General features: G+C 58.1%; 21 protein-coding genes. 19 read left to right on the plus strand and 2 right to left on the minus strand.

Features of this window, described 5'->3' with window-relative positions; genetic code table 11:
• Nucleotides 1-23 precede the first annotated feature (23 nt).
• The 15 genes from ABLV07_RS05550 to tssJ all read left to right on the plus strand — a co-directional run bounded on the left by ABLV07_RS05550 (nucleotide 24) and on the right by tssJ (nucleotide 15,423).
• Entirely contained in the window at nucleotides 24-281 is a 258-nt protein-coding gene (locus ABLV07_RS05550; protein ID WP_015366096.1) for a PAAR domain-containing protein, read from the plus strand.
• Nucleotides 278-1,438 carry a hypothetical protein gene (locus ABLV07_RS05555; protein ID WP_042893466.1) on the plus strand — a complete coding sequence of 387 codons (1,161 nt, stop codon included), beginning with the start codon at nucleotides 278-280 and terminating at the stop codon, nucleotides 1,436-1,438. Before ABLV07_RS05550 ends, ABLV07_RS05555 begins: the two co-directional genes overlap by 4 nt.
• A gap of 2 nt (nucleotides 1,439-1,440) precedes the next feature.
• Nucleotides 1,441-2,199, plus strand: a complete 759-nt coding sequence (locus ABLV07_RS05560; protein ID WP_042893467.1) for a DUF4123 domain-containing protein — start codon at nucleotides 1,441-1,443, stop codon at nucleotides 2,197-2,199.
• A 56-nt stretch (nucleotides 2,200-2,255) separates the two neighbouring features.
• On the plus strand, nucleotides 2,256-2,825 hold the full coding sequence (locus tag ABLV07_RS05565) for a DUF3304 domain-containing protein (RefSeq protein ID WP_042893469.1): 570 nt from the start codon (nucleotides 2,256-2,258) through the stop codon (nucleotides 2,823-2,825).
• A complete protein-coding gene (locus tag ABLV07_RS05570) occupies nucleotides 2,798-3,040 on the plus strand; it encodes a hypothetical protein (RefSeq protein WP_042893470.1) in 243 nt (80 codons plus the stop codon). Before ABLV07_RS05565 ends, ABLV07_RS05570 begins: the two co-directional genes overlap by 28 nt.
• A gap of 208 nt (nucleotides 3,041-3,248) precedes the next feature.
• Nucleotides 3,249-3,821 (plus strand): DUF3304 domain-containing protein, encoded by a 573-nt coding sequence (locus ABLV07_RS05575; protein WP_042893471.1) that lies wholly within the window; start codon nucleotides 3,249-3,251, stop codon nucleotides 3,819-3,821.
• Nucleotides 3,794-4,279 (plus strand): hypothetical protein, encoded by a 486-nt coding sequence (locus ABLV07_RS05580; RefSeq protein ID WP_059304738.1) that lies wholly within the window; start codon nucleotides 3,794-3,796, stop codon nucleotides 4,277-4,279. The genes ABLV07_RS05575 and ABLV07_RS05580 overlap by 28 nt, the downstream gene beginning before the upstream one ends.
• 142 nt (nucleotides 4,280-4,421) lie before the next feature.
• Entirely contained in the window at nucleotides 4,422-4,994 is a 573-nt protein-coding gene (locus ABLV07_RS05585) for a DUF3304 domain-containing protein (protein ID WP_126027298.1), read from the plus strand.
• Nucleotides 4,967-5,416, plus strand: a complete 450-nt coding sequence (locus ABLV07_RS05590) for a hypothetical protein (RefSeq protein ID WP_032708429.1) — start codon at nucleotides 4,967-4,969, stop codon at nucleotides 5,414-5,416. The genes ABLV07_RS05585 and ABLV07_RS05590 overlap by 28 nt, the downstream gene beginning before the upstream one ends.
• Before the next feature lie 146 nt (nucleotides 5,417-5,562).
• Nucleotides 5,563-6,132, plus strand: coding sequence for a DUF3304 domain-containing protein (locus tag ABLV07_RS05595; protein ID WP_015705817.1), 570 nt, complete (start codon nucleotides 5,563-5,565; stop codon nucleotides 6,130-6,132).
• On the plus strand, nucleotides 6,105-8,543 hold the full coding sequence (locus ABLV07_RS05600; protein ID WP_042893473.1) for a DUF2235 domain-containing protein: 2,439 nt from the start codon (nucleotides 6,105-6,107) through the stop codon (nucleotides 8,541-8,543). The genes ABLV07_RS05595 and ABLV07_RS05600 overlap by 28 nt, the downstream gene beginning before the upstream one ends.
• Nucleotides 8,544-8,640: 97 nt before the next feature.
• Nucleotides 8,641-12,024 carry an ImcF-related family protein gene (locus ABLV07_RS05605; RefSeq protein ID WP_348853580.1) on the plus strand — a complete coding sequence of 1,128 codons (3,384 nt, stop codon included), beginning with the start codon at nucleotides 8,641-8,643 and terminating at the stop codon, nucleotides 12,022-12,024.
• A 72-nt stretch (nucleotides 12,025-12,096) separates the two neighbouring features.
• The gene (tssF, locus tag ABLV07_RS05610; RefSeq protein ID WP_047077237.1) at nucleotides 12,097-13,857 is read left to right on the plus strand and encodes a type VI secretion system baseplate subunit TssF; all 1,761 of its coding nucleotides are present in this window, start codon (nucleotides 12,097-12,099) and stop codon (nucleotides 13,855-13,857) included.
• A complete protein-coding gene (gene tssG / locus ABLV07_RS05615) occupies nucleotides 13,821-14,906 on the plus strand; it encodes a type VI secretion system baseplate subunit TssG (protein ID WP_032714762.1) in 1,086 nt (361 codons plus the stop codon). The genes tssF and tssG overlap by 37 nt, the downstream gene beginning before the upstream one ends.
• A complete protein-coding gene (gene tssJ, locus ABLV07_RS05620) occupies nucleotides 14,884-15,423 on the plus strand; it encodes a type VI secretion system lipoprotein TssJ (RefSeq protein WP_348853582.1) in 540 nt (179 codons plus the stop codon). The genes tssG and tssJ overlap by 23 nt, the downstream gene beginning before the upstream one ends.
• Nucleotides 15,424-15,517: 94 nt before the next feature.
• Here the strand turns inward: tssJ and ABLV07_RS05625 are convergent, their stop codons facing one another.
• Together ABLV07_RS05625 and ABLV07_RS05630 are read right to left on the minus strand one after the other, a co-directional pair.
• Entirely contained in the window at nucleotides 15,518-16,783 is a 1,266-nt protein-coding gene (locus ABLV07_RS05625; RefSeq protein WP_015366112.1) for a Y-family DNA polymerase, read from the minus strand.
• A gap of 2 nt (nucleotides 16,784-16,785) precedes the next feature.
• Entirely contained in the window at nucleotides 16,786-17,205 is a 420-nt protein-coding gene (locus ABLV07_RS05630; RefSeq protein ID WP_015705808.1) for a translesion error-prone DNA polymerase V autoproteolytic subunit, read from the minus strand.
• A 654-nt stretch (nucleotides 17,206-17,859) separates the two neighbouring features.
• Here ABLV07_RS05630 and tssI point away from each other — a divergent pair.
• From tssI to ABLV07_RS05650, 4 genes are all read left to right on the plus strand, one after another.
• Nucleotides 17,860-20,076 (plus strand): type VI secretion system tip protein TssI/VgrG, encoded by a 2,217-nt coding sequence (tssI, locus tag ABLV07_RS05635; protein WP_015705807.1) that lies wholly within the window; start codon nucleotides 17,860-17,862, stop codon nucleotides 20,074-20,076.
• Between the two features lie 12 nt (nucleotides 20,077-20,088).
• Nucleotides 20,089-21,642 carry a hypothetical protein gene (locus ABLV07_RS05640; protein WP_348853584.1) on the plus strand — a complete coding sequence of 518 codons (1,554 nt, stop codon included), beginning with the start codon at nucleotides 20,089-20,091 and terminating at the stop codon, nucleotides 21,640-21,642.
• Nucleotides 21,639-21,767 (plus strand): hypothetical protein, encoded by a 129-nt coding sequence (locus ABLV07_RS05645; protein ID WP_015366119.1) that lies wholly within the window; start codon nucleotides 21,639-21,641, stop codon nucleotides 21,765-21,767. Before ABLV07_RS05640 ends, ABLV07_RS05645 begins: the two co-directional genes overlap by 4 nt.
• Nucleotides 21,768-21,777: 10 nt before the next feature.
• Nucleotides 21,778-24,834: DUF6531 domain-containing protein (locus tag ABLV07_RS05650; protein ID WP_348861418.1), on the plus strand; the 3,057-nt coding region annotated here is incomplete at its 3' end.

Raw genomic sequence — 24,834 nt, forward strand, 5'->3', positions numbered from 1 at the left:
TAACTTACCCGGAGGAACAGACCTTGAAACCCATTATTCGGCAGGGTGATACCTTGCGTGAGCATGGCGGTACGGTGATCGGCGGCCATTATCTCTGTTTTGGTAAAGGCATCGCCTGCAAAGGCGACCAGGTGAGCTGCAATGAACATGGCCTGACGGTCATAGCCGAAGGAAGCTCGCTGTATGAAGTGGATGGTTCTCCGGTGGCTCTTGACGGGCATCATTGCGCCTGCGGCTGTACGCTGGTGAGTTCACGCCCTGATTGCGAAGTCGCGCTATGAGACAGCTAACCGACTATCTGCCTTACAAAACTGCCACGCCGTCCCACAACGGACGGTGGTTGTCCGTCGGCGCGGGGATGACGCTTATCAGCGGAGGAGGCGCGGCGTTAATGCCTGCCGAAGCGCGTGGCGGGGCGTTAATAACCGTCGCAATTGTTAGCGCCATGCTTTTGGTCCTCATCATCTGGATGCTGCGTCTGCTTTATTACCGCCTGTCGGTTCACTACACCCAGTACTACCAGCGGTTGATCGATTTCGATCATCAAACGTGGTGGGCCCGGCATCAATATAGCGTTGGGCTGGTGGAAACGGTGCTGCTGGGGCCGGTGGGATGTGAACCCGAGCGCTGGCAGACGCTGCTGAAGCGAGAACATCAGCCGCCAAAAGAGAAACTGGAGTCCGGTGCGCGGGCGCTGCGACTGATCCACTCGGACATCGTCGATATCGACCTGCGTGAACAGCAGCTAGCCCGAATGCTGGCGCAACAATGGCTGGCGCAACGTGGCGAACATCAACTTCCCGGCCTGAGCGGCTGTTACTGGCAGGGCAGCGAACCGGCGTGGCGAGAATTTTGCGCCGAGCTGCGCAAGCGCTGTCCCACCGCTCAGTTGCCGCATATGGCGGACCCCTGGCAGGGCGAGGCCAGCTTATCGGAGATTACCGCGCGCATTAATGCGGGCGGCGACGAATGTTTCATTCTGGTGGCGGGGTGCCAGTCGGTGGCGGCGACGGCGGATTCGGCGAGACCGGCGGGGGAATCCGCCGTGCTCTGGTTACTGGCCCGGGAAGGGGAGGCGCGGCTGACCCGCGGCGAGGTTTATGAAGGCGCCGCGCTGGAAAATATCCAGCAGGTCTGTCAGCGGGCGATGCAGCAAAGCGGGGCCGAACGCTCGCCCGACCCCTGTATCGCATTCACACAGCCGCAAATCCCGGAACTGGCGCAAAGCGGCTGGAACAGCAACCAACTGCTGCAGGATGAAAACTGGGGAGAGACGGGGCAGATGGAGCAGCTCATCACCATCGCACTGGCGGCGATATTTGCCCGCCACTTTCATCAGTCTTGCGGCTGGATCGCCCGCGATCCGCGTCACCCTCTCTCACTGGGCATCGTCACCGCAGCAGTCCCGGCACCGCAACCTCAAGACAAGAAGGAGTGAACATGTCGTTAATGAATCAGGAATGGATGAGCAAGCTGGAACAATTTGCGCGCAAACTCGCGCTGCGCGACGTCTATCTCATTGCCGATCAAGGCGTTTTAGACAACCCGTTATTGGATGGCTTAAATAGACTTTCTCCTCCGGTGCAGTGGTTCTCACTCTATCAGGGGCAACCGGAAGAACCGTTGCTGGAGATGGCGCCTTTATTGATGCGGCTGGAGCCTGCTTGCTGGCAGCATCGTCAGTGGATCGCCGATCTGATCGCCGCATTTTCCTGCAAGCCGGGTCTGCTGATCTTCCTCTCACCACTGAGTTTTTCAACGCTCGCCGCCCACCTGCGCAACCTGGCCGACGGCGCATGGGAAGACCGTTCTGGCCTGGTGCGTTATTACGATACCCGCATGTTCCCGTTGCTGATGCAGCATGTGCTCACTGAAGAGCAAAAAGCATGGTTTTTAGAACCGGTTTATCTCTGGAGCTATCGCGATAGAGACGACAAGATCTGCTGGCTGGAAGGCGAGTGTTCGCCTGTTCAGGCAGCGATCCCGGAGGCGATTAAGATTAATTTCAGCGATGAGCAAATGATGAAACTGGATGTCGCTATCGATGCCCAGCAATTTACGGTTTCTGAAAAATTCAGCACCTTTTTTACCACCCAGGAGGAGAAATTTAACACCCTTTGGCAGCTCGGCTGGCAGGCGCATCAGCAGAATTTTATCGGCGATTTAGCTTCCTGGTTCGAAAGCCACTTTGAGGAATGAAACATCCTCCCTTTTGATCATCAATAGGCGATTATCAGTTCTGTAAGGACACATCAATGATAAAGCATATCCGTATTTTGCCCGGCGGGCTGGCGGCGCTGGTCGCCGTTTTTCTCTGCCTGCTGACGGCCTGTCGCGATCACAGTCGCGACGGCATGAGCGGCGCCGACATAGCTGTCTTGAATCATGGTCCGGACGCCATTGTTTCGATGCAGGTGAACGGCTACGGGGGGCCTGGAGCTAATCCCTACGGCGGCGGCGGCGGCTTCTGCTGCGTGATGGTGCCAGATGTCTGGCGCCCGGGATTAACGGCAAAAATCACCTGGACCTCCGATCCTAACTCCTGGATGAAATCCAGCAATATGCCTGACAATTATTCGCAATACTATCAGCGCCATGGGCCAATTACCGTGCCGATTGAGCGCTGGGAAAAAGGCCAGGGATGTGGCTTTGATGTACATATTTTTCCCTGCGATAAGGTGCGGATAGTCCGTTCCTGCTACGGTCGTGCAGCCTCTGAATATCCGATACCCCCTGAGCCTGACGGAAATAAAAAAGCACAAAATATACTTTATAACCACATTAAGGAGAATATCGTATGTCCGACGCCGCAGACTCCACGCTGAATGCCCTGAAGGCGCTTATTGCCGCCTTTCAGACCGGCACCACTCCGGTTACGGTTAAAGCCTCCACCGCAGAAGCGGCCAGCTTACCGCCAAAGTTTCCCGGGCCGGATGACAAAAAGCCCGCGGATAACTCCACGCAGCAGAAAACCGAATACAACGAGCGCGGGCGCCTGCCGGCGAGCAGAACGCAGACCGAAGGCAACTATGCCTCTTAGCATACACAATTCGCCGCTGACTAATATTGCCCGGCTCTAACCTCTGGAAAACCGGTATTAATGTCTGTAGCGACCAATTTTATTTGACCGCTACAAATATCATTATCACAAATATTCGGGAGGTATATATATCAGCAAAAATATAATTCTGTCATTACGTCATCTCTTAATAACGACGCATTTAATTTATTTCTGTAAGGACACATCAATGATAAAGCATATCCGTATTTTGCCCGGCGGGCTGGCGGTGCTGGCCGCCGTTTTGCTCTGCTTGCTGACGGCCTGTCGCGACCACAGTCGCGACGGCATGAGCGGCGCTGATATAAATCTCTATAACCATGGCCCGGACGCCATTGTCTCGGTACAGGTGAATGGCTACGGCGGGCCAAGGGCGAATTCCTACGGCGGCGGCGGCGGCTTCTGCTGCGTGATGGTGCCAGATGTCTGGCGACCGGGCCTGACGGCAAAAATCACCTGGACCTCCGACCCTAACTCCTGGATGAAACTGAGCGATATGCCTGACAACTATTCGCAATATTATCAGCGCCATGGCCCTATCACCGTCCCCATTGAACGTTGGGAGAAGGGGCAGGCCTGCGGTTTTGACGTGCATATTTTCCCCTGCGATAAGGTGCGGATAGTCCGTTCCTGTATTCCGCCGGGACAGCCGGGGTATCCGGTGCCACCTTCCCCTCCGGACTGGAAGCAAAGAGCACAAAATATCATTATGAAAAATATTAAGGAGGAAGTTGTATGTCCGACACCGCAGACTCCACGCTGAATGCCCTGAATGCCCTGAATGCCCTGAATGCCCTGAATGCCCTGAATGCCCTGAAGGCGCTTATTGCGGCCTTCCAGACCGGTGCCACCCCGGTCGCGGTCAAAACGTCCACCGCAGAAGCGGCCAGCTTACCGCCAAAGTTTCCCGGGCCGGATGACAAAAAGCCCGCGGATAACTCCACGCAGCAGAAAACCGAATACAACGAGCGCGGGCGCCTGCCGGCGAGCAGAACGCAGACCGAAGGCAACTACGCCAGGCAGTACCTGGAGGGGTATGTTAAAGAGTCCGATCATCCCTCGGACAAAAAAACGGAGCCGGGCTGCCCGGCCAGCCTGCATATCAGCCTGTTCTTCGACGGTACCTGCTGTAATGAAGAAGATGGTGATGAAGTGTATGGCTCGCGAAACCCGCCGCTGACCAATATCGGCCGATTTTATCATTTGGAAAACCGGTATTGATGTCTGTAGCAGCCAAATTTATTTGACCGCTACAAATATCATTATCAGTTATATATGGAGGCTCATATATTGGCATAAATACAGTCCTTTAATTACGTCATTTATTAATAAGCCATCATTTTAAATTTGTAAGGACACATCAATGATAAAGCATATCCGTATTTTGCCCGGCGGACTGGTGGTGCTGACCGTCGCTTTTCTCTGCCTGCTGACGGCCTGTCGCGACCACAGTCGCGACGGCATGAGCGGCGCCGATTTAAACCTCTACAATCACGGTCCGGACGCCATCGTTTCGGTGCAGGCGAATGGCTACGGCGGGCCAGGTGCTAACTCCTACGGCGGCGGAGGCGGCTTCTGCTGTGTGATGGTGCCTGATGTCTGGCGCCCGGGGCTGACGGCAAAAATCACCTGGACCTCCGATCCTAACGCATGGATAGACCCGAAGCACATCCCTGATGATCATGCGAGTCATTACCAGCGCCACGGGCCGATTACCGTGCCCATTGAACGCTGGGAAAAAGGTCAGGGATGTGGCTTTGATGTACATATTTTCCCCTGCGATAAGGTGCGGATAGTCCGTTCCTGCATACCACCTGGACAGCCGGGGTATCCGGTTCCCCAGTCGCCACCAGACTGGAAGCAAAGAGCTCAGAAAATACTTATCAAACATATCAGGGAGGAAATTGTATGTCCGATACCGCAGACTCCACGTTAAGTGCTCTGAAGGCGCTTATTGCGGCCTTCCAGACCGGTGCCACCCCGGTCGCTGTCAAAACCTCCACCGCAGAAGCGGCCAGTTTACCGCCGAATTTTCCCGGGCCGGATGATAAAAAGGGAGAAAAGCCTGCCGATAACTCTGTGCTACAGAAAGCCGAATACAACGAGCGCGGCCGCCTGCCGGCGAGCAGAACGCAGGCCGAAGGCAACTATGCCAGGCAGTATCTGGAAGGATATGTCGGGGAGTCTGAACATCAATCGGACAAAAAAACGGAGCCGGGCTGTCCCGCCAGCCTGCATATCAGCCTGTTCTTCGACGGTACCTGCTGTAATGAAAAGGGAGCCGATGAGGTGTACGGGTCACGTAACCCGCCGCTGACCAATATCGCCCGATTTTATCATTTGGAAAACCGGTATTAATGTCTGTAGCGGCCAAATTTATTTGACCGCTACAAATATCATTATCACAAATATTCGGGAGGTATATATATCAGCAAAAATACAATTCTGTCATTACGCCATTTCTTAATAACAACGCATTTAATTTCTTTTGTAAGGACACATCAATGATAAAGCATATCCGTATTTTTCCCGGCGGGCTGACGGTGCTGGCCGCCGTTTTTCTCTGCCTGCTGACGGCCTGTCGCGATCACAGTCGCGACGGCATGAGCGCCGCCGACATAGCTGTCTTAAACCACGGCCCGGACGCTATCGTTTCGGTGGAGGTCAACGGCTACGGCGGGCCAAGAGCGAACTCCTACGGCGGCGGCGGCGGCTTCTGCTGCGTGATGGTGCCAGATGTCTGGCGTCCGGGCCTGACGGCAAAAATCACCTGGACCTCTGACCCTAACTCCTGGATGAAATCCAGTGAGATGCCGGATGATTATGAAACTCACTATCAGCGCCATGGGCCGATCACGGTGCCTATTGAACGCTGGGAGGAGGATCAGGCCTGCGGCTTTGATATCCATATTTTCCCCTGCGATAAAGTGCGGATAGTGCGTTCCTGCTATGGTCGAGCGGCCCCTGAATACCCAATACAGCCTGACCCTGACGGAAATAAAAAAGCACAAAATATACTTTATAATCACGTTAAGGAGAACATCGTATGTCCGACACCGCAGACTCCACGTTGAGTGCCCTGAAGGCGCTTATTGCGGCCTTCCAGACCGGCGCCACTCCGGTCGCGGTCAAAACCTCCACCGCAGAAGCGGCCAGTTTACCGCCGAAGTTTCCCGGGCCGGATGATAAAAAGGGAGAAAAGCCTGCCGATAACTCTGTGCAGCACAAAGCCGAATACAACGAGCGCGGCCGCCTGCCGGCGAGCAGAACACAGACCGAAGGTAACTACGCCAGGCAGTACCTGGAGGGATATATCGGGGAGTCCGATCATCAATCGGATAAAAAGACGGAACCGGGCTGCCCGGCCAGCCTGCATATCAGCCTGTTCTTCGACGGTACCTGCTGTAATAAAGAGGGGGCTGATGAGGTCTACGGGTCACGTAACCCGCCGCTGACCAATATCGGCCGGCTCTATCATGCCGCGAACTGGAGTGGCCAGTCACCGCCAGCTGAAGATGACGGTTACTTCAGTTACTACTTTCCCGGCTGTGGGGCGCGCTTTCCGGAGATTGGCGAAGAGCACTACTCGCTGGACGGCGAACTGTTTGCCAACGGCGGTGAGGACCGTATCAATCAGGCACTGCTAAAAACCTACAGCAGCATCTGCTATGCGGTGAACAAAACCGCGATCAAAGACAGCGAACTGACCAGATATCGGCAAAGTATGGCCACCGTCTGGCCCTTCTCGCGGCTGACCCAGAAGTTCAACCGTAAAAGCGCGCTCGATGAGTTCTGCAACAAGCATCTGGGTGCCGTGGTCAATCAGTGGCCGCGGCAGCCCACGCGGCTGCATATCCAGCGCTCGCAGCGGCGCATCGCCAAAATCAAGCTGTTCGTCTACGGCTACTGCCGGGGGGCCGCCACCGCCCGCGCCTTCGCCCGCGGGCTGGAGTCGCTGCTTGATGATGCAAAAATGCCGCTCGATGCGACAAATATGCTGCCGGCGGGAACGGTGGTGCCCGGCGGTCCGACCCTGCTGGGTATCCCCATCAGTATCGAGTTTATGGGGCTGCTGGATACGGTCTCTGCGGTTGGCGTGCCGCATATCCTGCCGTCGGCCACCGGGCATCTGGGCTGGGCGGCCAACAGCCTGCGGCTGCCGACCACCAAAGGCTTCTTAAAAAGCTGCTACCACTTTGTCGCCGGCCACGAGCAGCACGGCGACCTGCCGCTGGACTCTATCCGCGGGCCGGACGGTAAATACCCGGCCGGGGCGGTGGAGGTGGTCTACCCCGGGATGCATGCCGATGTCGGCGGTGACTGTAAACCCACCGAACTCGGTAAGGTACAGACCGATGCCGCCAGCCTGCTGTCAAAGGTTGTGCTGCACGATATGTATGCCGCCGCCTTTGATGCCGGGGCGCCGCTGAGCGTACCTGAGGAGGTGATGCCTGGCGGGGCTAAAGAGAAAACCTATCGGATAATGCAAGGTGACGTATTAAAACAATTCAAAATCTCCGCCCAGGCGATCGCCCTGTTTAACGCCTGGCAGCAGGCCGGGGCGCAGCAGGCGGGGGCGAAGACCGAAACGCCGGCCGTCAATGAGGCGGAGGTGGTGGCCATCGCCGTGGCCCAGGGCCGGGATCCGGTTGCCGCGCTGAAGGCGGCTCACGACAAGGCGGATGGCGATAAGGCGAAAGCCGCCGCCGCGAAGCCGCCGGAGAACGGCCCGCTGGGCAAACTGCCGGATCCGGTGTATGTGCCGCTGAAGGCCAAAGCGCTGGAGGTGATGCTGGCGGACCAGCTGAGCTGGATTACCGCCTGGCGCACCGAGCGCTTTGCCAGCCCGCAATACGCCGATAAGTATTATCAGCGCAAACCTTTTTATCAGCAGGCGCTGAATGAGCAGACCAGCGCGCTGCCGTCGGCGGCGGCGCCCGCGGAAAGCGAAGGGCCGCGAGAAGTGCCGTTTATCGATAAGGATCGTCTGGATCGCGCGGCGTGGGGCTATGACTTTGCCCATACCGGTATCGTGGCGCTGCTGGGCCAGGTGCTGCTGGATGTGATCCCCACCACGCAGACCAACCAGCTTGGCGGTCCGCTGGTGGCGGCGCAGGAGTCGGAATATATCCAGATCAAGAAAAGCGGCGATGCCCGGCGGGCGGCGCTGATGGGCTCGCCGACGATGCTGGATTTTTACGATAACTACGTGCATGACACGCTGGCTAAATATAATCACGACCCGCTGCACTCCTCGTTTTCCCACGGTTATTTTGCGTCGCGGACGATTTACGATAACGATGATGATACGTGGGATTCGGTGAAACAATTTGGCCAGCGGGTAAAAGCGATTATTGATATTAATGTTGGCGATATATTAGTGCAGGCGAGAACGGATATGAAAGATTTGAATACGGTATCGGGCGTGCTGGGGAAAATATATCGCGATATAAAAAGCGAGGCTTTTAAAATACTGCTGCCTTAATTCGTTATCGCCATATTCATTATATCCGCTAAGTATCCTTAATAACGCTATACGGGCGTGATGATGCACGCCCGTGGCTAAGGGAATCATCAATTTTATGTTCAAGGAAAAAAATGCCGCGGTAATGACCGTAGCGGCTACCGCGACCCTGTGTCTTGCCGTCTGGACAATTGTGGTCCTGCTGGGCGGTCTGGGATGGTGGAACTGGCACGCCAACCGCACGCTGCAGTGGACGGCGATCCGCGAGATATTGACCGTCTGTGGCCTGATCTGGGCGTATGGTCTCTGTCTCTGGATACTGGGCTTTATTGCTTTCCACCTGTTTATCAGGCAAAAAGCCGATGGGCAACAGCGTCAGACGCGGACTTTTATTAGCCAGCAGACAAAACCGGCGCAGCCGTTTGCGTCCTTAAAGCACTTTCTCCGTCGCCGCTACGGCCGATTGTGGCGCAATAAGGTCCGCCTGCTGTGGGTCGCTGGCGAGGCGGCGCAGATTGCCGCCATCGCTCCAGGCCTTGCGCAACAGCAATGGCTGGAGGGCCGCGGTACGGTGCTAATTCACGGCGGTAGCCTGTCGGCGACGGTGGATAACGAGCGGCTCAGCGCCCTGCGTCGGCTGCGCGGCCGCCGGCCGCTGGATGGTATCGTGCTGGCGCTGGACAATGCTCAGGCCACCGCCGCGACTCTGGACGGGTATTTGCGAACGCTGGAGCAGGTTGCGCAGGTTCTGCGCTACCATCCGCCGGTCTATCTGTGGCAACTCCACGACAGCGACTGGCCGCAGGATACGCGCATTACCCAGACGCTGGGGGCGTTGTTCCCGCCGCGGGCCGTCCCGCAGGATGTTGAACGGCAGCTTCGCGCCATTCTGCCCGCCATGCTGGCGCAGGGGACCCAGCAGTTGTGCGCTGATTCGTCCCACGATTACCTGCTGCGTGTCGCTAAATGGCTGAAGGAGGGTGGTATCAGCGGCTGGAAGACGCTACTGACGCCGTGGCTTACCGGGCATCTGCAACAGATCCCGCTCCGTGGTCTGCTGTTCAGCCCCTCGTTAAAGGCGGAAGAAGCGGTGGACAATGGGCTCTATCCCCACCGTTGGTCGGCCCCGGCCGTCTGGCAGGGGATCATCGCAGACTGCGGCCGCGCGCGCGGCGTGCCGGTGGGGGGGGCGTGGCGCCGCTCCCTCGGCGTCGGCCTGCTGGCGCTGATTGCTCTGTGGGCGGCGGGAAGCCTGCTCTCTTTTATCGTCAACCGCCAGCAAATTGTCAGCGCCACCCAGCGGGTACAGCTGCTGCGGCAGCCCGTCGTTAACGACCAGCATCTGATCGATTTGCAGGTGCTGCGCAACGATATCGGCCGTCTACAGAATCAGCTCGCCAACGGCACGCCCTGGTATCAGCGCTTTGGTCTTAATCATAATGCGCCGCTTTCTGCCGCGCTGCTGCCGTGGTATGGGCGGGCTAACCAGCGTCTGATCCGCGACGCCGCGGCGCAGGCGCTGACCCGGCAACTGACGGTGTTGGTCAACCTGCCGCCGCGCAGCCCGCAGCGGGCGCAGCTGGCGAAAGCGGGTTATGACCAGTTAAAGGCCTATCTGATGATGGCGCGTCCGGACAAAGCCGATGCGGCGTTTTACCGCCAGGCAATGACCGCCGCGCAGCAGACGCGTCAGGGAGTCGCCCCGGCGCTATGGCAGAGCATCGCCCCCGATTTATGGGGCTTCTATATGGACAACTTGCCGTCGCAGCCGACGTGGAGAATCACCCCGGACGCCGCGCTGGTGACGCAAGCGCGTCAGGTGCTGCTGGCGCAAATCGGGCGGCGCAACGCCGAAAGCACGCTTTACGAGAACATGCTGCTGCAGGTGCGCCGTAACTATGCCGACATGACGCTGGAAGACATGACGCCGCAGACCAATGCCAGCCGGTTGTTTACCACGGAAGAGGTGGTGCCGGGGATGTTTACCCGCCAGGCGTGGGAGGGCGGCGTGCGCGAGGCGATCGATAAGGCGGTGGCGACCAGGCGCGATGAGATCGACTGGGTGCTGAGCGATAGCCGCCAGACCGTCAGCGGCGACGTCTCCCCGGAGGCGTTGAAACAGCGGCTGACCGATCGCTATTTCACCGATTTCGCCGGGGCGTGGTTGGGTTTTCTCAATAGCATCCGCTTGAATCCGGCGCGCAATATTGCCGATGTGACCGATCAGCTGACGTTGACGGGCGACGTTCGTCAGTCGCCGCTGATTGCGTTGATGAATACCCTTGCCTGGCAGGGGCAGACCGGGCAGCAGCGTGAGGGTGTGGCGGATTCGCTGGTGAAGTCGGCTAAAAATCTACTCGATAAGGATAAGCAGCCGTTTATCGATCAGCAGGCCGGCGGCGTGCGCGGCCCGCTGGAGAGTACCTTTGGGCCGCTGCTGGCGCTGATGGGCAAAAATCCCTCTCAAAGCGTGGTCGCCGCAGACAGCACCCTTAGTTTACAGACCTGGCTGACGCGCCTGACCCGCGTACGCCTGCGGCTCCAGCAGGTGGCAAACGCCCCCGACCCGCAGGCGATGATGCAGCAGCTGGCGCAGACCGTGTTCCAGGGCAAAAGCGTCGACCTGACCGACACCCAGGAGTACGGCAGCCTGGTGGCGGCCAGCCTCGGCGAAGAGTGGAGCGGTTTCGGCCAGACCATGTTCGTCCAGCCGCTGACGCAGGCCTGGGAAACGGTGCTGCAGCCATCGGCGGCCAGCCTGAACGAGGCGTGGCAGCGTTCTGTGGTCGCTAACTGGCATTCGGTTTTCGACGGCCGCTATCCGTTTGCCGCGGGCAAAAACGATGTCTCGCTACCGATGCTGGCGGCATTCATCCGTCGCGATAGCGGGCGAATCGACCAGTTTCTTGCCCGAGAGTTGGGCGGCGTGCTCAACCGGGAGGGTAGCCGCTGGGTGGCCGATAGCGCGCATAGTCAGGGGCTGACTTTCAATCCGGCCTTCCTGAAGGCGATTAATCAACTGAGTTCCTTGTCCGACATCCTGTTTACCGACGGCAGTCAGGGAATGGGGTTTGAACTACAGGGGGGGGCGACGCCGGGCATTGTTGAAACGCAACTCACCCTCGACGGCCAGAATCTGCACTACTTTAACCAGCTTGCCGAATGGAAAAGTTTCCGCTGGCCGGGGACTATCAACAAACCCGGCGCGATGCTGAGCTGGAGCTCAGTGGCGGCGGGCGCTCGGCTATTGGCGAACGACAGCGGCCCGTGGGGCACGCTGCGTATGCTGGAGAGAATGAAGCGCCAGCAGATCGGCGATGGGCTGTTTCGCCTGACGGTCAATACGCCGGATAACCGGCAACTGCAGTGGCTGCTGCGTACCGAACTCGGCGATGGCCCGCTGGCGTTGCTGAAACTGCGAAACTTCACGTTGCCGACACAGATTTTCATTGTGGAGGCCTCCCGTGCGGAACCGTTTGCTGACGGTGACGTAGAGGAATAAGGGCCGACATTCACGCTGCAAGCGCTGCTTTACAAGCAGCGAGTTTTTCAATTCTGACATCTGAGATATTCCATGGACGATTTAACTCTGCGTTATTTTGACGCTGAAATGCGCTATCTGCGTGAGGCTGGCGAGGAGTTTGCCCGCGCCCATCCCGATCGCGCCGCGGCGTTAAACCTCGATAAAGCCGGCGCCCGCGATCCCTATGTTGAGCGCCTGTTCGAAGGTTTTGCTTTCCTGATGGGGCGGCTGCGCGAAAAGCTCGACGACGACCTGCCGGAGCTGACCGGCGGGCTGGTGAGTATGATCTGGCCGCATTATCTCCGTACCATTCCGTCATTGGCGATGGTCGAGTTCAGCGTCGACTGGCGGGAGATGAAAGAGCCGCAGCGGCTGAAGAAGGGAACGGAAGTGATCTCCCGGCCCATCGGCGAGACGGGCACCCGCTGCCGTTACACCACGACCCAGCCGCTAACCTTACAGCCGCTCGCGCTCTCCCGCGCCAGCGTCAGGGCGCAGGCCGACGGCCGCCAGGCGATTTGTCTGCGTTTTGACTGTAGCGCGCTGGTGGACTGGCGGGCGCTAGACCTGAGCCGTATTCCGTTGTATCTGAATGCCGATGCGCCATTGGCCTGCGCGCTGCATGAAGCGCTGACCCTGAATGTGGCGCGCATCGGCATACGTCTGGCGGGGGAGGCCGATAGCAGGCCGCTGGCGGCCCATTTTGCCGTTTGCGGTTTTGGCCATGATGATGCGCTGCTGCCCCAAAGCGGCGGGTTCAGCGGCTACCAGTTGCTGCTGGAGTATTTCAGCTTTCGTGAAAAGTTTATGTCGGTCGCGCTGTGCGGGCTGGAGAATATGACGTTTCCTGATGCGCCGGGATGGTTTGAGATAGAGGTTGTACTGGATAAACCGTGGCCGCAGGAATACGCGTTGTCAGAGAAACATCTGCGCCTACACTGCAGCCCGGTTATTAACCTGTTCCCGCTGGAGTCGGATCCACTGCATCTGGATTCACTACAAAGTGAGTATTTGCTGCGCCCCATGCGCGTCCAGGATGGACACACCGAAATCTATTCGGTGGAGTCCGTCACCTCTTCACGTCTTTCCGGCACCCAAGTGTATGTGCCGTTTACCAGTTTTCGCCACAAAGGCGGCATGTTGCGCCATGATGCGCCGGAATATTATTACCACACGCGCGTTAAACGTGGCCCGTCCGGGCTGCATGATACCTGGCTGACGCTGGGCGGCGAGGCGTTTGACCAGCATCGCGTGCCGCAGAATGAAACCCTGTCATTGAGCCTGATCGGCACCAACGGCCAGTTGCCGCGGCGGGCGCTGCAAAGCACGCTGCTGGACACGGTGGTCAAATCCACAACGTCGCGACTCCAGGTGTGCAATCTCAGCGCGCCGACGTTGCCGTGTTATCCACCGGATCGCGACCGTTTTCACTGGCGGGTGCTGAGCCATCTCGGTAGCAGCTTCCTGTGGATGATGGATAACGCCGAGGTGTTGCGCGGCGCGCTGGCGTTGTACGACTGGACGGACAACGAAATGAACCGCCGTCGCCTGCAGGCGATCGTCGACGTGAGCCACTGTGAGGTGGAACGTTTTGCCGAGGGGCACTTTCTACGCGGCGTGCAGATAGAGGTGACGCTCGACGGTAACGGCTTCGCCGGGCACGGCGACATCTGCCTGTTTGGCGAGATGCTCAACCGCTTCTTTGCCCTGTATACCGATATCCATCTGTTTAATCGTCTGATTCTGATACTGCAACCTACCGGAGAGCGTCTCGAATGGCTGGAGAACCACAAACGCCGCATTCCCGGCTGAGCCCGCGGCTGGAGCGGGATATTCAGCGCATCAACTTTTACCGCTTCTGCCAGCTACTGGAAAAATCGCGACCTGGCGCGCCGGCATTAGGCAGCACGCTAAACCCGGCGGATGATCCGGTACGCTTTCGCCCGCATCCGGGGATGGGTTTTCCGGTCAGCGAACTCAAAGCGGTGGAGTATGATGAGGCGCATCCCGACGCGCCGCCGACGCTGCGCACCACCTTTATGGGGCTATACGGTGTCGATTCGCCGTTGCCCACCGCCTGGCTGGATGATATTGCGCAGCAAAGAGAAGGGCATGAGGCGCAGGAAGCATTTCTCGATATTTTTAACCACCGCATTCTGAGCCAGTTTTATCGCATCTGGCGCAAATACTCGTATCCGGCAACCTTTGAAGACGGCGGTCGCGACCGTACTTCACAGAGCCTGCTGGGGCTGATCGGGCTTGGCATTCCCGGCACCGCTCAGCATATTGCCGCGCCGGTATCTCGCTTTCTGGCATTACTCAGCGTGATGCGCCTGCCCGCGCGTACCGAAGAGGGGATTCAGGCGCTGGTACGATTGTTGGCGCCCCATACGCGGGCGGAAGCGTCGCCGCACTGCCCACGGACGGTGTACCCGGCGCAGCCGCTGGGTTTTTACGGCGATAACGATTTCCTGCTTGATGGCTACACGGTGCTGGGCGATGAAACGACCGAGATTGCCAGCCAGTTGCTGATCGCGCTGTACACCGATGATATCGCCGAGGCCGCAGGCTGGATGCCGGAAGGGCAAATCTATGCGGACTTTCTGGTTCTGCTGCGGGTTTATCTCGGCTGGCGCTATAAGGCCAAAATCACCTTAACGCTTCCCACGCCGCTGTTACCCGCGCCGGTACTCGGTGAATCGCCGTTTATGCTCGGCATCAGCGGCGTTCTGGGCATGGAAGGGGACGCGGTTCCGCCGGATTTACCGGCCACGTTTACCACGGAACTGGGCGGCTACCGCGGCATGCCGCTTGCATCATTATCACAAGGAAACCAACGTGTTGCATATCACTTCGCTTAAACTATCCGCACTGATTCTTCTGCCATTCATGCTGGCGGGTTGCGGGCTAACACAGAAAATCAGCGACGGCGCTTCGTCCGCCGTAAAGTCAGTATTTTATCGCCAGGTGAAAACGCTGCGTCTGGATTTTAGCGCGCGCAATGCGTTAAACACCGATAACCGTGAGGATAACAGCGCCTCCCAGCCGGTGATGGTGCGGGTCTATGTGCTGAAGGATCGCAAGACTTTCGATAAGACGGTTTACCAGCAGCTGGCGGCGGAGGGGGAGGAGATATTAAAAGACGACCAACTGGCCAGCCGCAGCCTGGTGCTCAAACCGGGAACGGCGATGAGTCTCACCATGCCGCTGGATGAACAGGCGCAGTATGTTGCCGTGGAGGCGCTGTTCCGGGCGCCGGATCTGACGAAAAACGACTGGAAGCTGGTGCTTGCCCGTGAGGATCTTGACCCGGACCGCGCGCGCGTCATTGAGGCCAGCCATCATCAACTTGTTCTGCAACCGCGGAAGGAGAAGTGAGAAACGCGCTGCGCAATTTTATATTCCATAAATAACCTGACGGACGCCATGATGGCCAAACCTGATTTTATTTAAGGTTTGGCCTGTCGGGGAATCATTTAACCGTGGGCAGATCGCTATATCGGGTGGTGTATCGCGGGGAGAGCATTTCCCGCTTCATCTGCCACGGTTGCTGGATACCCTGGCCGGCGAAGTAAAGCGTCCCACGTCCGTCCTCAGCATTCAGGCGGTCCAGCACCTCCATCAGTTTTTGGCTATTTTTTCGCGGCGCATTTTCGTCAAACAGATTAAGTTGCGCGACGCCCTGGCTATAAAAATCGCCCAGCATCACCCCGGCTTTCTGGTACCGACAGCCACTTTGCCAGATGGCATCCAGACAACGCGTCGCGGCGGCGATAATATCTCTGCTGTCCTGCGTTGGGGTAAGCAGGGTGACCGAGGCATTATTGGCGTAATACCGTTCATCAGGCGCGAAGGGCGACGTTTTTACAAAGACGGAGATAAACCGGCAGTATTGATGTTCCTGACGAAGTTTCTCTGCAGCCCGGGAAGCGTAACTACAGATGGCCTGACGCATTTCTTCGTACTCGGTGATGCGATGGCCGAACGAACGGGAACAGATAATCTCTTGCTTTACCGGGGCAAACTCTTCCAGCTCGAGACAGGGCTCGCCGCGTAATTCACGGACGGTTCTTTCCAGTACGACATTAAAGTGTTTCCTGATGAAGCGGATATCCGTGTCAGCCAGCTGCAATACCGTCCGGATCCCCATCGTTTCAAGCCTCTTCGCTATGCGTCGACCCACTCCCCAAACCTCTTCCACCGGTAGCGCCGCCATCAATTTTCTTTGCCGCTCCGCATTCGACAGGTCAACCACGCCTCCTGTCTGCTGTTGCCAGCGTTTTGCCGCATGATTCGCCAGTTTAGCCAGCGTTTTTGTCTGGGCTATTCCGACGCCCACCGTCAGGTGTGTGCGTTGCCGCACCGTGGCTCTGAGCTCATGTCCAAATTCGGTAAGAACGCGGCAGTTACGCACGCCGGTAAGATCGCAAAAAACTTCATCAATGGAGTATTTTTCACAGCGAGGCGACATCTCTTCAAGCGTCGTCATTACCCGGTTGGACATATCGGCGTAGAGTTCATAGTTGCTACTGAAGCAAACCACGCCATGATGTCTGAAGATATCTTTTTGTTTAAAGTACGGTTCACCCATTTTCACAAACGGTTTGGCTTCCGCAGAACGTGAAATCACACACCCGTCATTATTGGACAAAACAACCACCGGGCGGCCGCGTAAGTCCGGGCGAAAGACGGTTTCACAGGAAGCATAGAATGAGTTCACATCACACAGGGCAAACACGATCAGCCCGCCGATTTCACGATGTAGGTCACCACGCCAAAGATTTCCAGACACTCTTCACTGCCTGGCATAATCGGCTGGTAGGCGGGATTATCAGGTTTTAGCATGACAACAGGATGTAACTGGAGGCGCTTAACCGTGAATTCCCCATCCACTGCGGCAATAACGATGCTGCCATGGACGGCCTTGCGGGAGCTATCCACCACCAGTAAATCACCATCACCAATGCCAGCGCCAATCATTGAGTCACCGCTTGATTTCACAAAGTAGGTGGCGCCAGGATGCTGAATCAGCAGTTCATTCAGGTCGATACGCCGTTCAACATAATCCTGCGCGGGGCTAGGAAAACCGCAGGGAACAAGATCGCTGAACAGGGGGAGTGCCACGATCTGGCGTAGTTCGGTTAGTGTGAAAAACTGCATGATGATCACCGATTATCTTTACTGTATGTATATACAGTATTGTAGATCGATGGCAGAGATCAAGAGGGTCGTACCTTATCAAAACCTGCGCCAGCGCCCGGCAGGCGGGGGGTTTTATGTCTGAAGCCGATTGATAAACAATAGATTACCTCATCGCTAATATTAGCGACTGCGCCGTTTAGCTGGCGAAAATAGCGCGACGATTTTATGTAAAAACAATCTGAATATGACTGAGGTAAAGGATCTGATATTAACGAGACAGGGGATGTCTGAGCGATTAACGACCAGGGATTGCTCACCGGCCGACCGTATGCAAGAGCAGGCCGGTGAGCAAATGGCTGTGATGGCAGTTCGCAGCCGCGGTTATTTTAAAGCGTCCGGGCCGGTTTAAACATATTTCTTCGCGCCAGGAGACTATTTTCAGACTTACCTCATTACCGTTTCTAATAAGTCAAACCAGTAATTAACGCCTGTTAAGAAAGCTCCACTACTAATAATGACGGTATAAAGATGAACAAAAGCACAGAGTTGAATAATTAAGAGTATTCCTGGGTGAAATCTCGGGCAGAGAGATGACTTCTGATAAATATTCAGGATAATTTATTAATCTTAAGGAATTAGCCCCGCGGCTGCCTGCACCATAAAGGAATCCATATGGTTAATCGGATATCGATCCTGTCATCTGTCGACAGCTCCTCGTTATTATTCTGGAAATTCAGCGGGCAGGAGAAACTGTCCGAACCTTTCCACTTTCAGGTCGATTTACTCAGCCAGGATTTTGCTATCGACCGTCAGGCCATGCTCGGCAAAAACATGACGGTGGCGGTTCCCGGCCAATGGGGACAGGTGCGTTATCTTTCCGGCAAAATCACCGCCGTTACCGTACGCGCCGAAGATCTTGGCGAGACGCGCTACGCCGTCTATCAGACCACGCTGGAACCCGATTTCTGGCCGATGATGCGCGACCGCAACTTCCGTATTTTCCAGCAGCAGCGGGTGCCGGATATCGTGGCCAAACTGTTTAGCGAGCATAACGTTAAGTTTGAGGACAAACTTACGCGTAGCTACCGGCAGTGGGATTATTGTGTGCAGTATGCGGAAAGCAGCTTCCATTTCATCAGCCGTTTGCTGGAGCTGGAAGGTATTAGCTATCTGTTCCGCCACGATAAAGACGGCCATACCCTGGTGCTGATGGATGACTATCAGCAGGCTGAATCCTTCCCCGGTTATGAAACTATTCCCTGGCATGCGCAACCGGGCGGCGGCGCGGTCGGCGAAGAGGGCATCAGCCAGCTGATGGCGAGCCACGTCGTCACGCCGGGGCTTTACAGCACCGATGACTATGATTTTCGCAAGCCCCACGCCTGGATGCTGCAAACGCTGCAGAATCCGGTCTCGCCGACACCGGGCAAAATCGACGTTTACGACTGGCCGGGGCGCTTTATGGAGCACGGCGACGGCGAAGCCTACGCCCGTATTCGTCAGCAGTCCTGGCAGGCCGAACAGCAGCAAACGCAGGGTATCGCCACCGCGACCGGTATCGTCCCGGGACACACGTTTACCCTGACGCATGCGCCTAACATGGCTGATAACGCTAAATGGCTGGTGGTGGGCGCCCGCTATGATTTTGAAGAGAATCAGTATGCCTCCGGTGGCGGAAATACCGCGCAGCACCGCATCGCATTCACCGTTATTCCCGCCGCGACGCCATTTGTCCCTGCGTCAAGGACCGACTGGCCGCGCACCTACGGGCCGCAAACCGCCCGCGTGGTAGGGCCGAAAGGAGAATCGATCTGGACCGATAAATATGGCCGGATTAAGGTGAAATTCCACTGGGACCGCGAAAGCCAGGGCGATGAAAATAGCTCCTGTTGGGTGCGCGTTTCCAGCGCCTGGGCCGGCCAGGGTTACGGCGGGGTGCAGATCCCACGCGTCGGTGATGAAGTGGTGGTGGACTTTATTAACGGTGAGCCGGACCGGCCGATTGTCATTGGCCGCGTCTATAACGAAGCCAGTATGCCGCCGTGGGCGCTACCGGCGGCAGCCACGCAGATGGGTTTTATGAGCCGTTCAAAGGATGGTTCGCCGGACAACGCCAACGCCCTGCGTTTTGAAGATAAACCCGGCGAAGAGCAGCTCTGGCTGCACGCCGAGCGCAACATGGATACTGAAGTCGAAAACGACGAGACCCATGATGTCGGCAATAACCGCACCAAAACCGTCGGCAAAGACGAAACCAGCCATATCAAACAGAACCGCACCCGCACGGTGGATGGCAATGAAAGCGTTACCGTCGGCAAAGATCGCAGCAAAACCATCAATGGTAATGAAACCACCACCGTTGAGCAGAACCGTACCGAAAGCGTGAAGGGGAATGAGACCCTAAGCGTTGAGCAGAACCGCGATGAAACCATCAGCGGCAACCATACCACCACGGTGAAAAGCGACCATACCGCGACCGTCGAAGGCAAGCAGTCACTGACGGTCGTACAGGATCGCACCCGTCAGGTGCAGGGTAACGAAAGCGTCAGCGTCCAGCAGAACCGTAACGTGCAGGTCACCGGCAACCAGACGCTAGGAGTGACCGGCAATCACGATATTTCCGTGACCGGTAAGCAAACGCAGACCATCACCAGTAAGCAAGAGGTGACGATCGGCGCCGGGCGTACCCTGAGCATCACCGGCGGTGATACCCGCTTTACGCAAGGGAGCGTAACCGACAGCGCTACCGATACCGTACATATCAACGTGGGCGAAAGCGGCATTCTGATAAGCAACGGCAGCGTGGAGATTACCGCTGGCGGGTCGACGATCACCATTAACGCCGCCGGCGTGATGGTGAATGGTAAGAAGATTGAGCTCAATGCCTGACAGGGAAAGGGAATGAACGCGGCGAAGAATCCGACCGAAAAAGTAATGAGCGAGCTTGAGCTTAGCTGGCTGGACGCCAGCGAGCAGGCGGAGCAGATCCGCTTATTTATCTGGCGGACGCCTGCCGGCGGCGAGTCGCTGCTTGATGGTTTTATCGCGCTGCAGCAGCATCCTGAAGGCCGCTCGCTGCCGGATCTGCTGCTGGGGCTAACCACGCCGTTTGAGACCGGCTATGGCTACAGCGAGGCGCTCGGGCGCGAGTTTGTGGAACACTACGAAGCGACGCCGGATGCCGCTATATGGGATGCCGAACGCTTTCTTCCAACCTATAGCCCGGCGCAGTTGCGGCAGATGCTGCAGGATTTTGCGACGACATTTCATGACGATTTACGTTATCTGGTGTTGGTGCTGAAACCCTCCGCCGTCAGCGATGAAAAGGCGTTGAACCGCTGGTTGAACGGCTGGCTGGCGCAGGAGGCGTGCAACGCCAGACTGTTACTTATCGACACGCTTGAGCAACCGATTTGGCAGCCGCTGTATGAGGCGCATCCACGCAGGGTACGGCTGCTGACCGATGACGTCGACAGTATGAAAGTGATGCATCAAACCGCGCGCGGGCAGAGCGATCCGAATCCCGATCGCCTGCTGTTTCGCCGCTATCTGGCTGACGCCATGCTGCTGCTGGAAAAAGGCAGCGCCGCGCAGGTGGCCGCGCGCGGCGGTATGGCGCTCGGCGTCGCCCAGCGCTGCGGTTGGGCCGACCAGCAGGCGATGATGCATAACCTGATCGCCGGCGGTTGGTTGAAAGGTAACGATCATCAACGGGCCGTCGATCACTACCGTCAGGCGCAAACCATCAGCGGCGAAATTGCCGACCCGGCGCTTAAAGGACAACTGCGTACCCAAAGCACTTTTGGCGAGGCCGGTGCCTGGTTCGCGCGTAAAGAGTATCTCCAGGCGGCGAAAGGCTATCGCCGGGCGGCGGGCGAAGCGCAAACCATTCCACACCCGGTATTTGCCGTAGAAGGCTGGCGGATGTCCGGTTTTTGTCTCAACCTCGCCGGGCACCGGGCAAAAGCGATGGAGGAGTATGCCCACGCCATCCAGGCGGCGGAGCCGATCCCACGGCAAGAGCGCGGCCAGACCACGCTGCCGCTGGCATTCCAGGATCTGCTGCGCATCCATGATAAACGACGGACCGAGGCGCTTGAGGCCTGCGCGACACGCTGGCAAAGCGAAAAACAGCGCTTAATCCAACAGGCGGAAGACCGCTTGCCGCGGGAACCCGCCGTCGAACAGGTAAAACGCGTGGACCGGCAGTTACAGCTACAGCTGGAAGCCGCGTTCGCGCTGATCCGCGAAGCGCGGGAAAAACTGATCCGCGGCGGCGATGACAGCTTTCGCCGCGTGATCCGCCTGGCGCGGGAGAAGCTGCATCCGCACTGGAACGGCCTGCCGGAGATCGCCCACCCCTTTGATGCCCCGCCGGGTGAATGGCAAAGCCTGCCTGCCTGGGGAAATACCGATGCATCATCCACTGAAAATGCAGGGAGCAACCCGCTATGAAGACCCGGATTATTATTATTGTTGCCGTGACGCTGCTGGCAATCCTGTTTTTAAGCCTTTCGGACGGCGGTTTCGCCACCGAAGTGCGCACCTTCCTGCGCGCGCTGCTGCGCGCCATGTTCTGAGGCGCGTCTGATGCACTCCGGCGCTCACTTCGACCCGCAGCTTGGCCTGGATATCCATACTTATCCCTGGCCGCTGCCGACGCCGCATATCGGCATCGTTTTCGACGTGTTTGATTATCTGCCGCTGCTGGGCACTACCGTACACGTCAACAGCATCAAACGCGCCAGCGCGGGGACCGGCGGTATTGCGGTACATATTCCGGTCGGCGGCGTGTGGGTGCCGCCGCTGCGCGCGCCCGGCGGCCCGCAGATGGAAGACGAGCTGTTTATGGGCAGCAAAACCGTCGCCGTCGATGGTGAACCGTTTTCCCGCATCGGCATGCCGGTACTGAGCTGTAACATCCTCGGAATGGTGCCGCCGTTCCGCCTGAAGCGGCTGAGCAAACCAAAGCCGCTCTCGCTGACGCTGCCGCTGACGTTTAATCTCGCCATTCCCAACAACGTGATTGTCGGCGGGCCGCCAACCATCAACCTGATGGCGCTGCTGATGCGCGCCGGGTTAAGCGGGTTGGGCAAGGGGTTGAAGAAAGTTAAAAAAACGCCGCAGTGGCGGCTGTTTATGCGGCGGTTTAAAAAGCTGCGCCAGAAGCTGTTTCGCAACATGGATCCCGGCGTCCTAAAATGCCGGGTGCTACGCGCCGAACCGGTTGATATCCGCGACGGTAGCGTGAGCCTGGAACATGAGGATTTTCTGTTACCCGGCCGCCTGCCGCTGGCGTGGACGCGAAGCTACTCGTCGGCGGATCTCGATGAAGAAGGGCTGTGCGGTTACGGCTGGTCAACCCCGGCGGACACCCGCCTTGAAATACTGGGCGATGAAGGCGTCGCGGTGCTGACTCAGCCGGAAGGGATGACGCTGTTTGCGGCGCTGCCGCAGTCCGACGGGCGCGAGCAGGGTATTGTCGGCCTGCCGGACGGCAGCCGCCTGTGGCGGGAAACCCGCAATGGCGAATGTTTCTGGCATGTTGAGCAGGAAGGGAGCGCGCGGCTGCAATTTCGCGGTAAGTGCGGGCGGCTGGCGATTTACCGGCTGGCGGACCGTAACGGTAACGGCTGGCAGTTCGACTGGCAGGGGCGCGAGCTTGAGCGTATTCGCGAGTTCAGCACGCGAGGCATGAGCGGCAGGGAGATCCTCGTCACCTGGCAGGATGGCCGCCTGCGGGCGCTACGCCTGCGCAACGCGCTGGATGACGAGATCACGCCGCTGACCCGCTATGAATACGATAGCGATAATCAGTTGAGCGCGGAGATCGATGCGCTTTCGCATCCGCGGCGCTTCTACTATCAACTGCGCCATATGACCAGCCATGTCGACCGTAACGGCCAGGGCTTTCACTACCAGTTCAATGACGAGTGGCGGGTGGTTCACGCCTGGGGCGACGGCGGCGTATGGGATTACCATTTCGCCTGGCACGACTTGCTCAACGAAGTGGAAATCACCGATTCCAACGGCCATGTAACGTCTGTCAGCTTTGATGATAACGGCCTGCCGGTTTCGGAGATCGATCCGACCGGCGGCAATACCGTCTTCCACTACGATGATTTTGGCCGCACCGTCGAACTCATTGAGCCGGACGGCAGCACGCGTCGTTGGGAGTATGATGAACAGGGGCGAATGATCGCCGAACATCTGCCGGACGGTAGCCAGATTCAGGCGGCCTACAATGAAGACGGCGATGTGCTGGCGCTGATTGATGAGAAAGGCGCCTGCTGGCGTTCGGACTATGACGAACGCGGCAACCTGCTGGCGGGAACGGACCCTACCGGCGTCACCTCGCGCTATCAGTATGATGAGTACGGGCAGCTGAGCGCGGCGGACGTGCCGGGTTCCGGGCAGAGTCGCTATCGCTATGATCGGTTTGGTTTTTTGCAGGCGCTGAGCCAGGCCGGCGCGGGAACCACTCAACTGCGGCATTCCGCGCGCGGCACCCTGCTGGAGCGTATTGACGCAGGCGGCGGCAGCAGCCGTTTCCACTGGGACAGCAAGGATCGGCTGGTGGCGATGGTCAATCCGCAGGGCGGCGAAATTCGCGTCGCTTACGACCGGGAAGATTCACCGCTTCACTTCACCGATGAAGCCGGCCAGATAACCCGTTTTCGTTATAACCGCACCGGAATGCTGGCCGCCTGCGAGACGCCGGATGGCGCGACGCTTGGCTATCAGTACGACCTGGAAGATCGCCTGCTGGCGGTGATCAACCAGAACGGTCAGCGCTGGCAACTGGACCGCGACGCGCTGGGGCGCATCGCCGCGGAGACCGATTACTGGGGACAGATAACCCGTTATGGCTGGGATAAAGGCAACCGGCTGATCAGCCGCGAGGATCCGCTGGGGCGGCTGGTGCGCTACGGTTACGACCGCGGCGGGCGGCTAAGCGAGCGGCGCAGCGGCGATACCCTGCAGGCGAAGTATCATTACGATCCCTGCGGACGGATGGTGCTGTGTGAGAATCCGTGGCGGCGGCTGGCGTGGCGCTATGATGACGCCGGGCGGGTGCTGCTGGAGGAGCAGGACGGTTTTCAGCTGCATTATGGCTATAACGAGCGCGGCCTGCTGGTCTCCCGGCGCAGCGACAGCGGTCATCAGGTGCGTTACGCCATGGATGAGTATGACCGGCTGAGCCAGATCCAGCTGAATGACGATGCGCCGATCGTGCTGGGTTACGATGAGGCCGGGCGGCGGGTCAGCGAGCAGCTGTCGGCGGAGGTGACGCGTCATTTCACCTACGACCGGCTCGGCCAGCTGACGTCGCAGCAGGTGTTGCAGAATGATTTACCGCTGTTCGCCAGCGGCTTCAGCTGGGATAGGCTGGGTAACCTGACCCGGCGCGATGACAGCCTGTGGGGCAGCGATCGTTACGCTTACGATCCGGTGGGGCGCTTGACGGCCCATACCGCGCCGGACGGTACGCTGCGGCAGTTTGTGCAGGATGCGGCGGGCAGCCACCTGCAGACGCAGACCCGGGCGGTGAATGAGAGCGCCGGGGGCTGGTTCCGCGAGGGGCAGCAGCACGGGGTGCGTTATGTATTCGATCGCGCGGGCGAGCTGCGACAGCGGCGCGATGTC

The organism is Klebsiella sp. CN_Kp097, from assembly GCF_040064495.1.
Lineage (GTDB): Bacteria > Pseudomonadota > Gammaproteobacteria > Enterobacterales > Enterobacteriaceae > Klebsiella > Klebsiella aerogenes.

Coding starts and splice junctions, on each gene's coding strand:
- ABLV07_RS05555 (WP_042893466.1), top strand. CDS start 278: ATGAGACAGCTAACCGACTATCTGCCTTACAAAACTGCCACGCCGTCC.
- ABLV07_RS05600 (WP_042893473.1), top strand. CDS start 6,105: ATGTCCGACACCGCAGACTCCACGTTGAGTGCCCTGAAGGCGCTTATT.
- ABLV07_RS05585 (WP_126027298.1), top strand. CDS start 4,422: ATGATAAAGCATATCCGTATTTTGCCCGGCGGACTGGTGGTGCTGACC.
- ABLV07_RS05580 (WP_059304738.1), top strand. CDS start 3,794: ATGTCCGACACCGCAGACTCCACGCTGAATGCCCTGAATGCCCTGAAT.
- ABLV07_RS05645 (WP_015366119.1), top strand. CDS start 21,639: ATGAAGACCCGGATTATTATTATTGTTGCCGTGACGCTGCTGGCAATC.
- ABLV07_RS05590 (WP_032708429.1), top strand. CDS start 4,967: ATGTCCGATACCGCAGACTCCACGTTAAGTGCTCTGAAGGCGCTTATT.
- ABLV07_RS05595 (WP_015705817.1), top strand. CDS start 5,563: ATGATAAAGCATATCCGTATTTTTCCCGGCGGGCTGACGGTGCTGGCC.
- tssI (WP_015705807.1), top strand. CDS start 17,860: ATGGTTAATCGGATATCGATCCTGTCATCTGTCGACAGCTCCTCGTTA.
- ABLV07_RS05630 (WP_015705808.1), bottom strand. CDS start 17,205: ATGCAGTTTTTCACACTAACCGAACTACGCCAGATCGTGGCACTCCCC.
- tssF (WP_047077237.1), top strand. CDS start 12,097: ATGGACGATTTAACTCTGCGTTATTTTGACGCTGAAATGCGCTATCTG.
- ABLV07_RS05565 (WP_042893469.1), top strand. CDS start 2,256: ATGATAAAGCATATCCGTATTTTGCCCGGCGGGCTGGCGGCGCTGGTC.
- ABLV07_RS05640 (WP_348853584.1), top strand. CDS start 20,089: ATGAACGCGGCGAAGAATCCGACCGAAAAAGTAATGAGCGAGCTTGAG.
- ABLV07_RS05605 (WP_348853580.1), top strand. CDS start 8,641: ATGTTCAAGGAAAAAAATGCCGCGGTAATGACCGTAGCGGCTACCGCG.
- tssG (WP_032714762.1), top strand. CDS start 13,821: ATGGCTGGAGAACCACAAACGCCGCATTCCCGGCTGAGCCCGCGGCTG.
- ABLV07_RS05560 (WP_042893467.1), top strand. CDS start 1,441: ATGTCGTTAATGAATCAGGAATGGATGAGCAAGCTGGAACAATTTGCG.
- ABLV07_RS05575 (WP_042893471.1), top strand. CDS start 3,249: ATGATAAAGCATATCCGTATTTTGCCCGGCGGGCTGGCGGTGCTGGCC.
- ABLV07_RS05570 (WP_042893470.1), top strand. CDS start 2,798: ATGTCCGACGCCGCAGACTCCACGCTGAATGCCCTGAAGGCGCTTATT.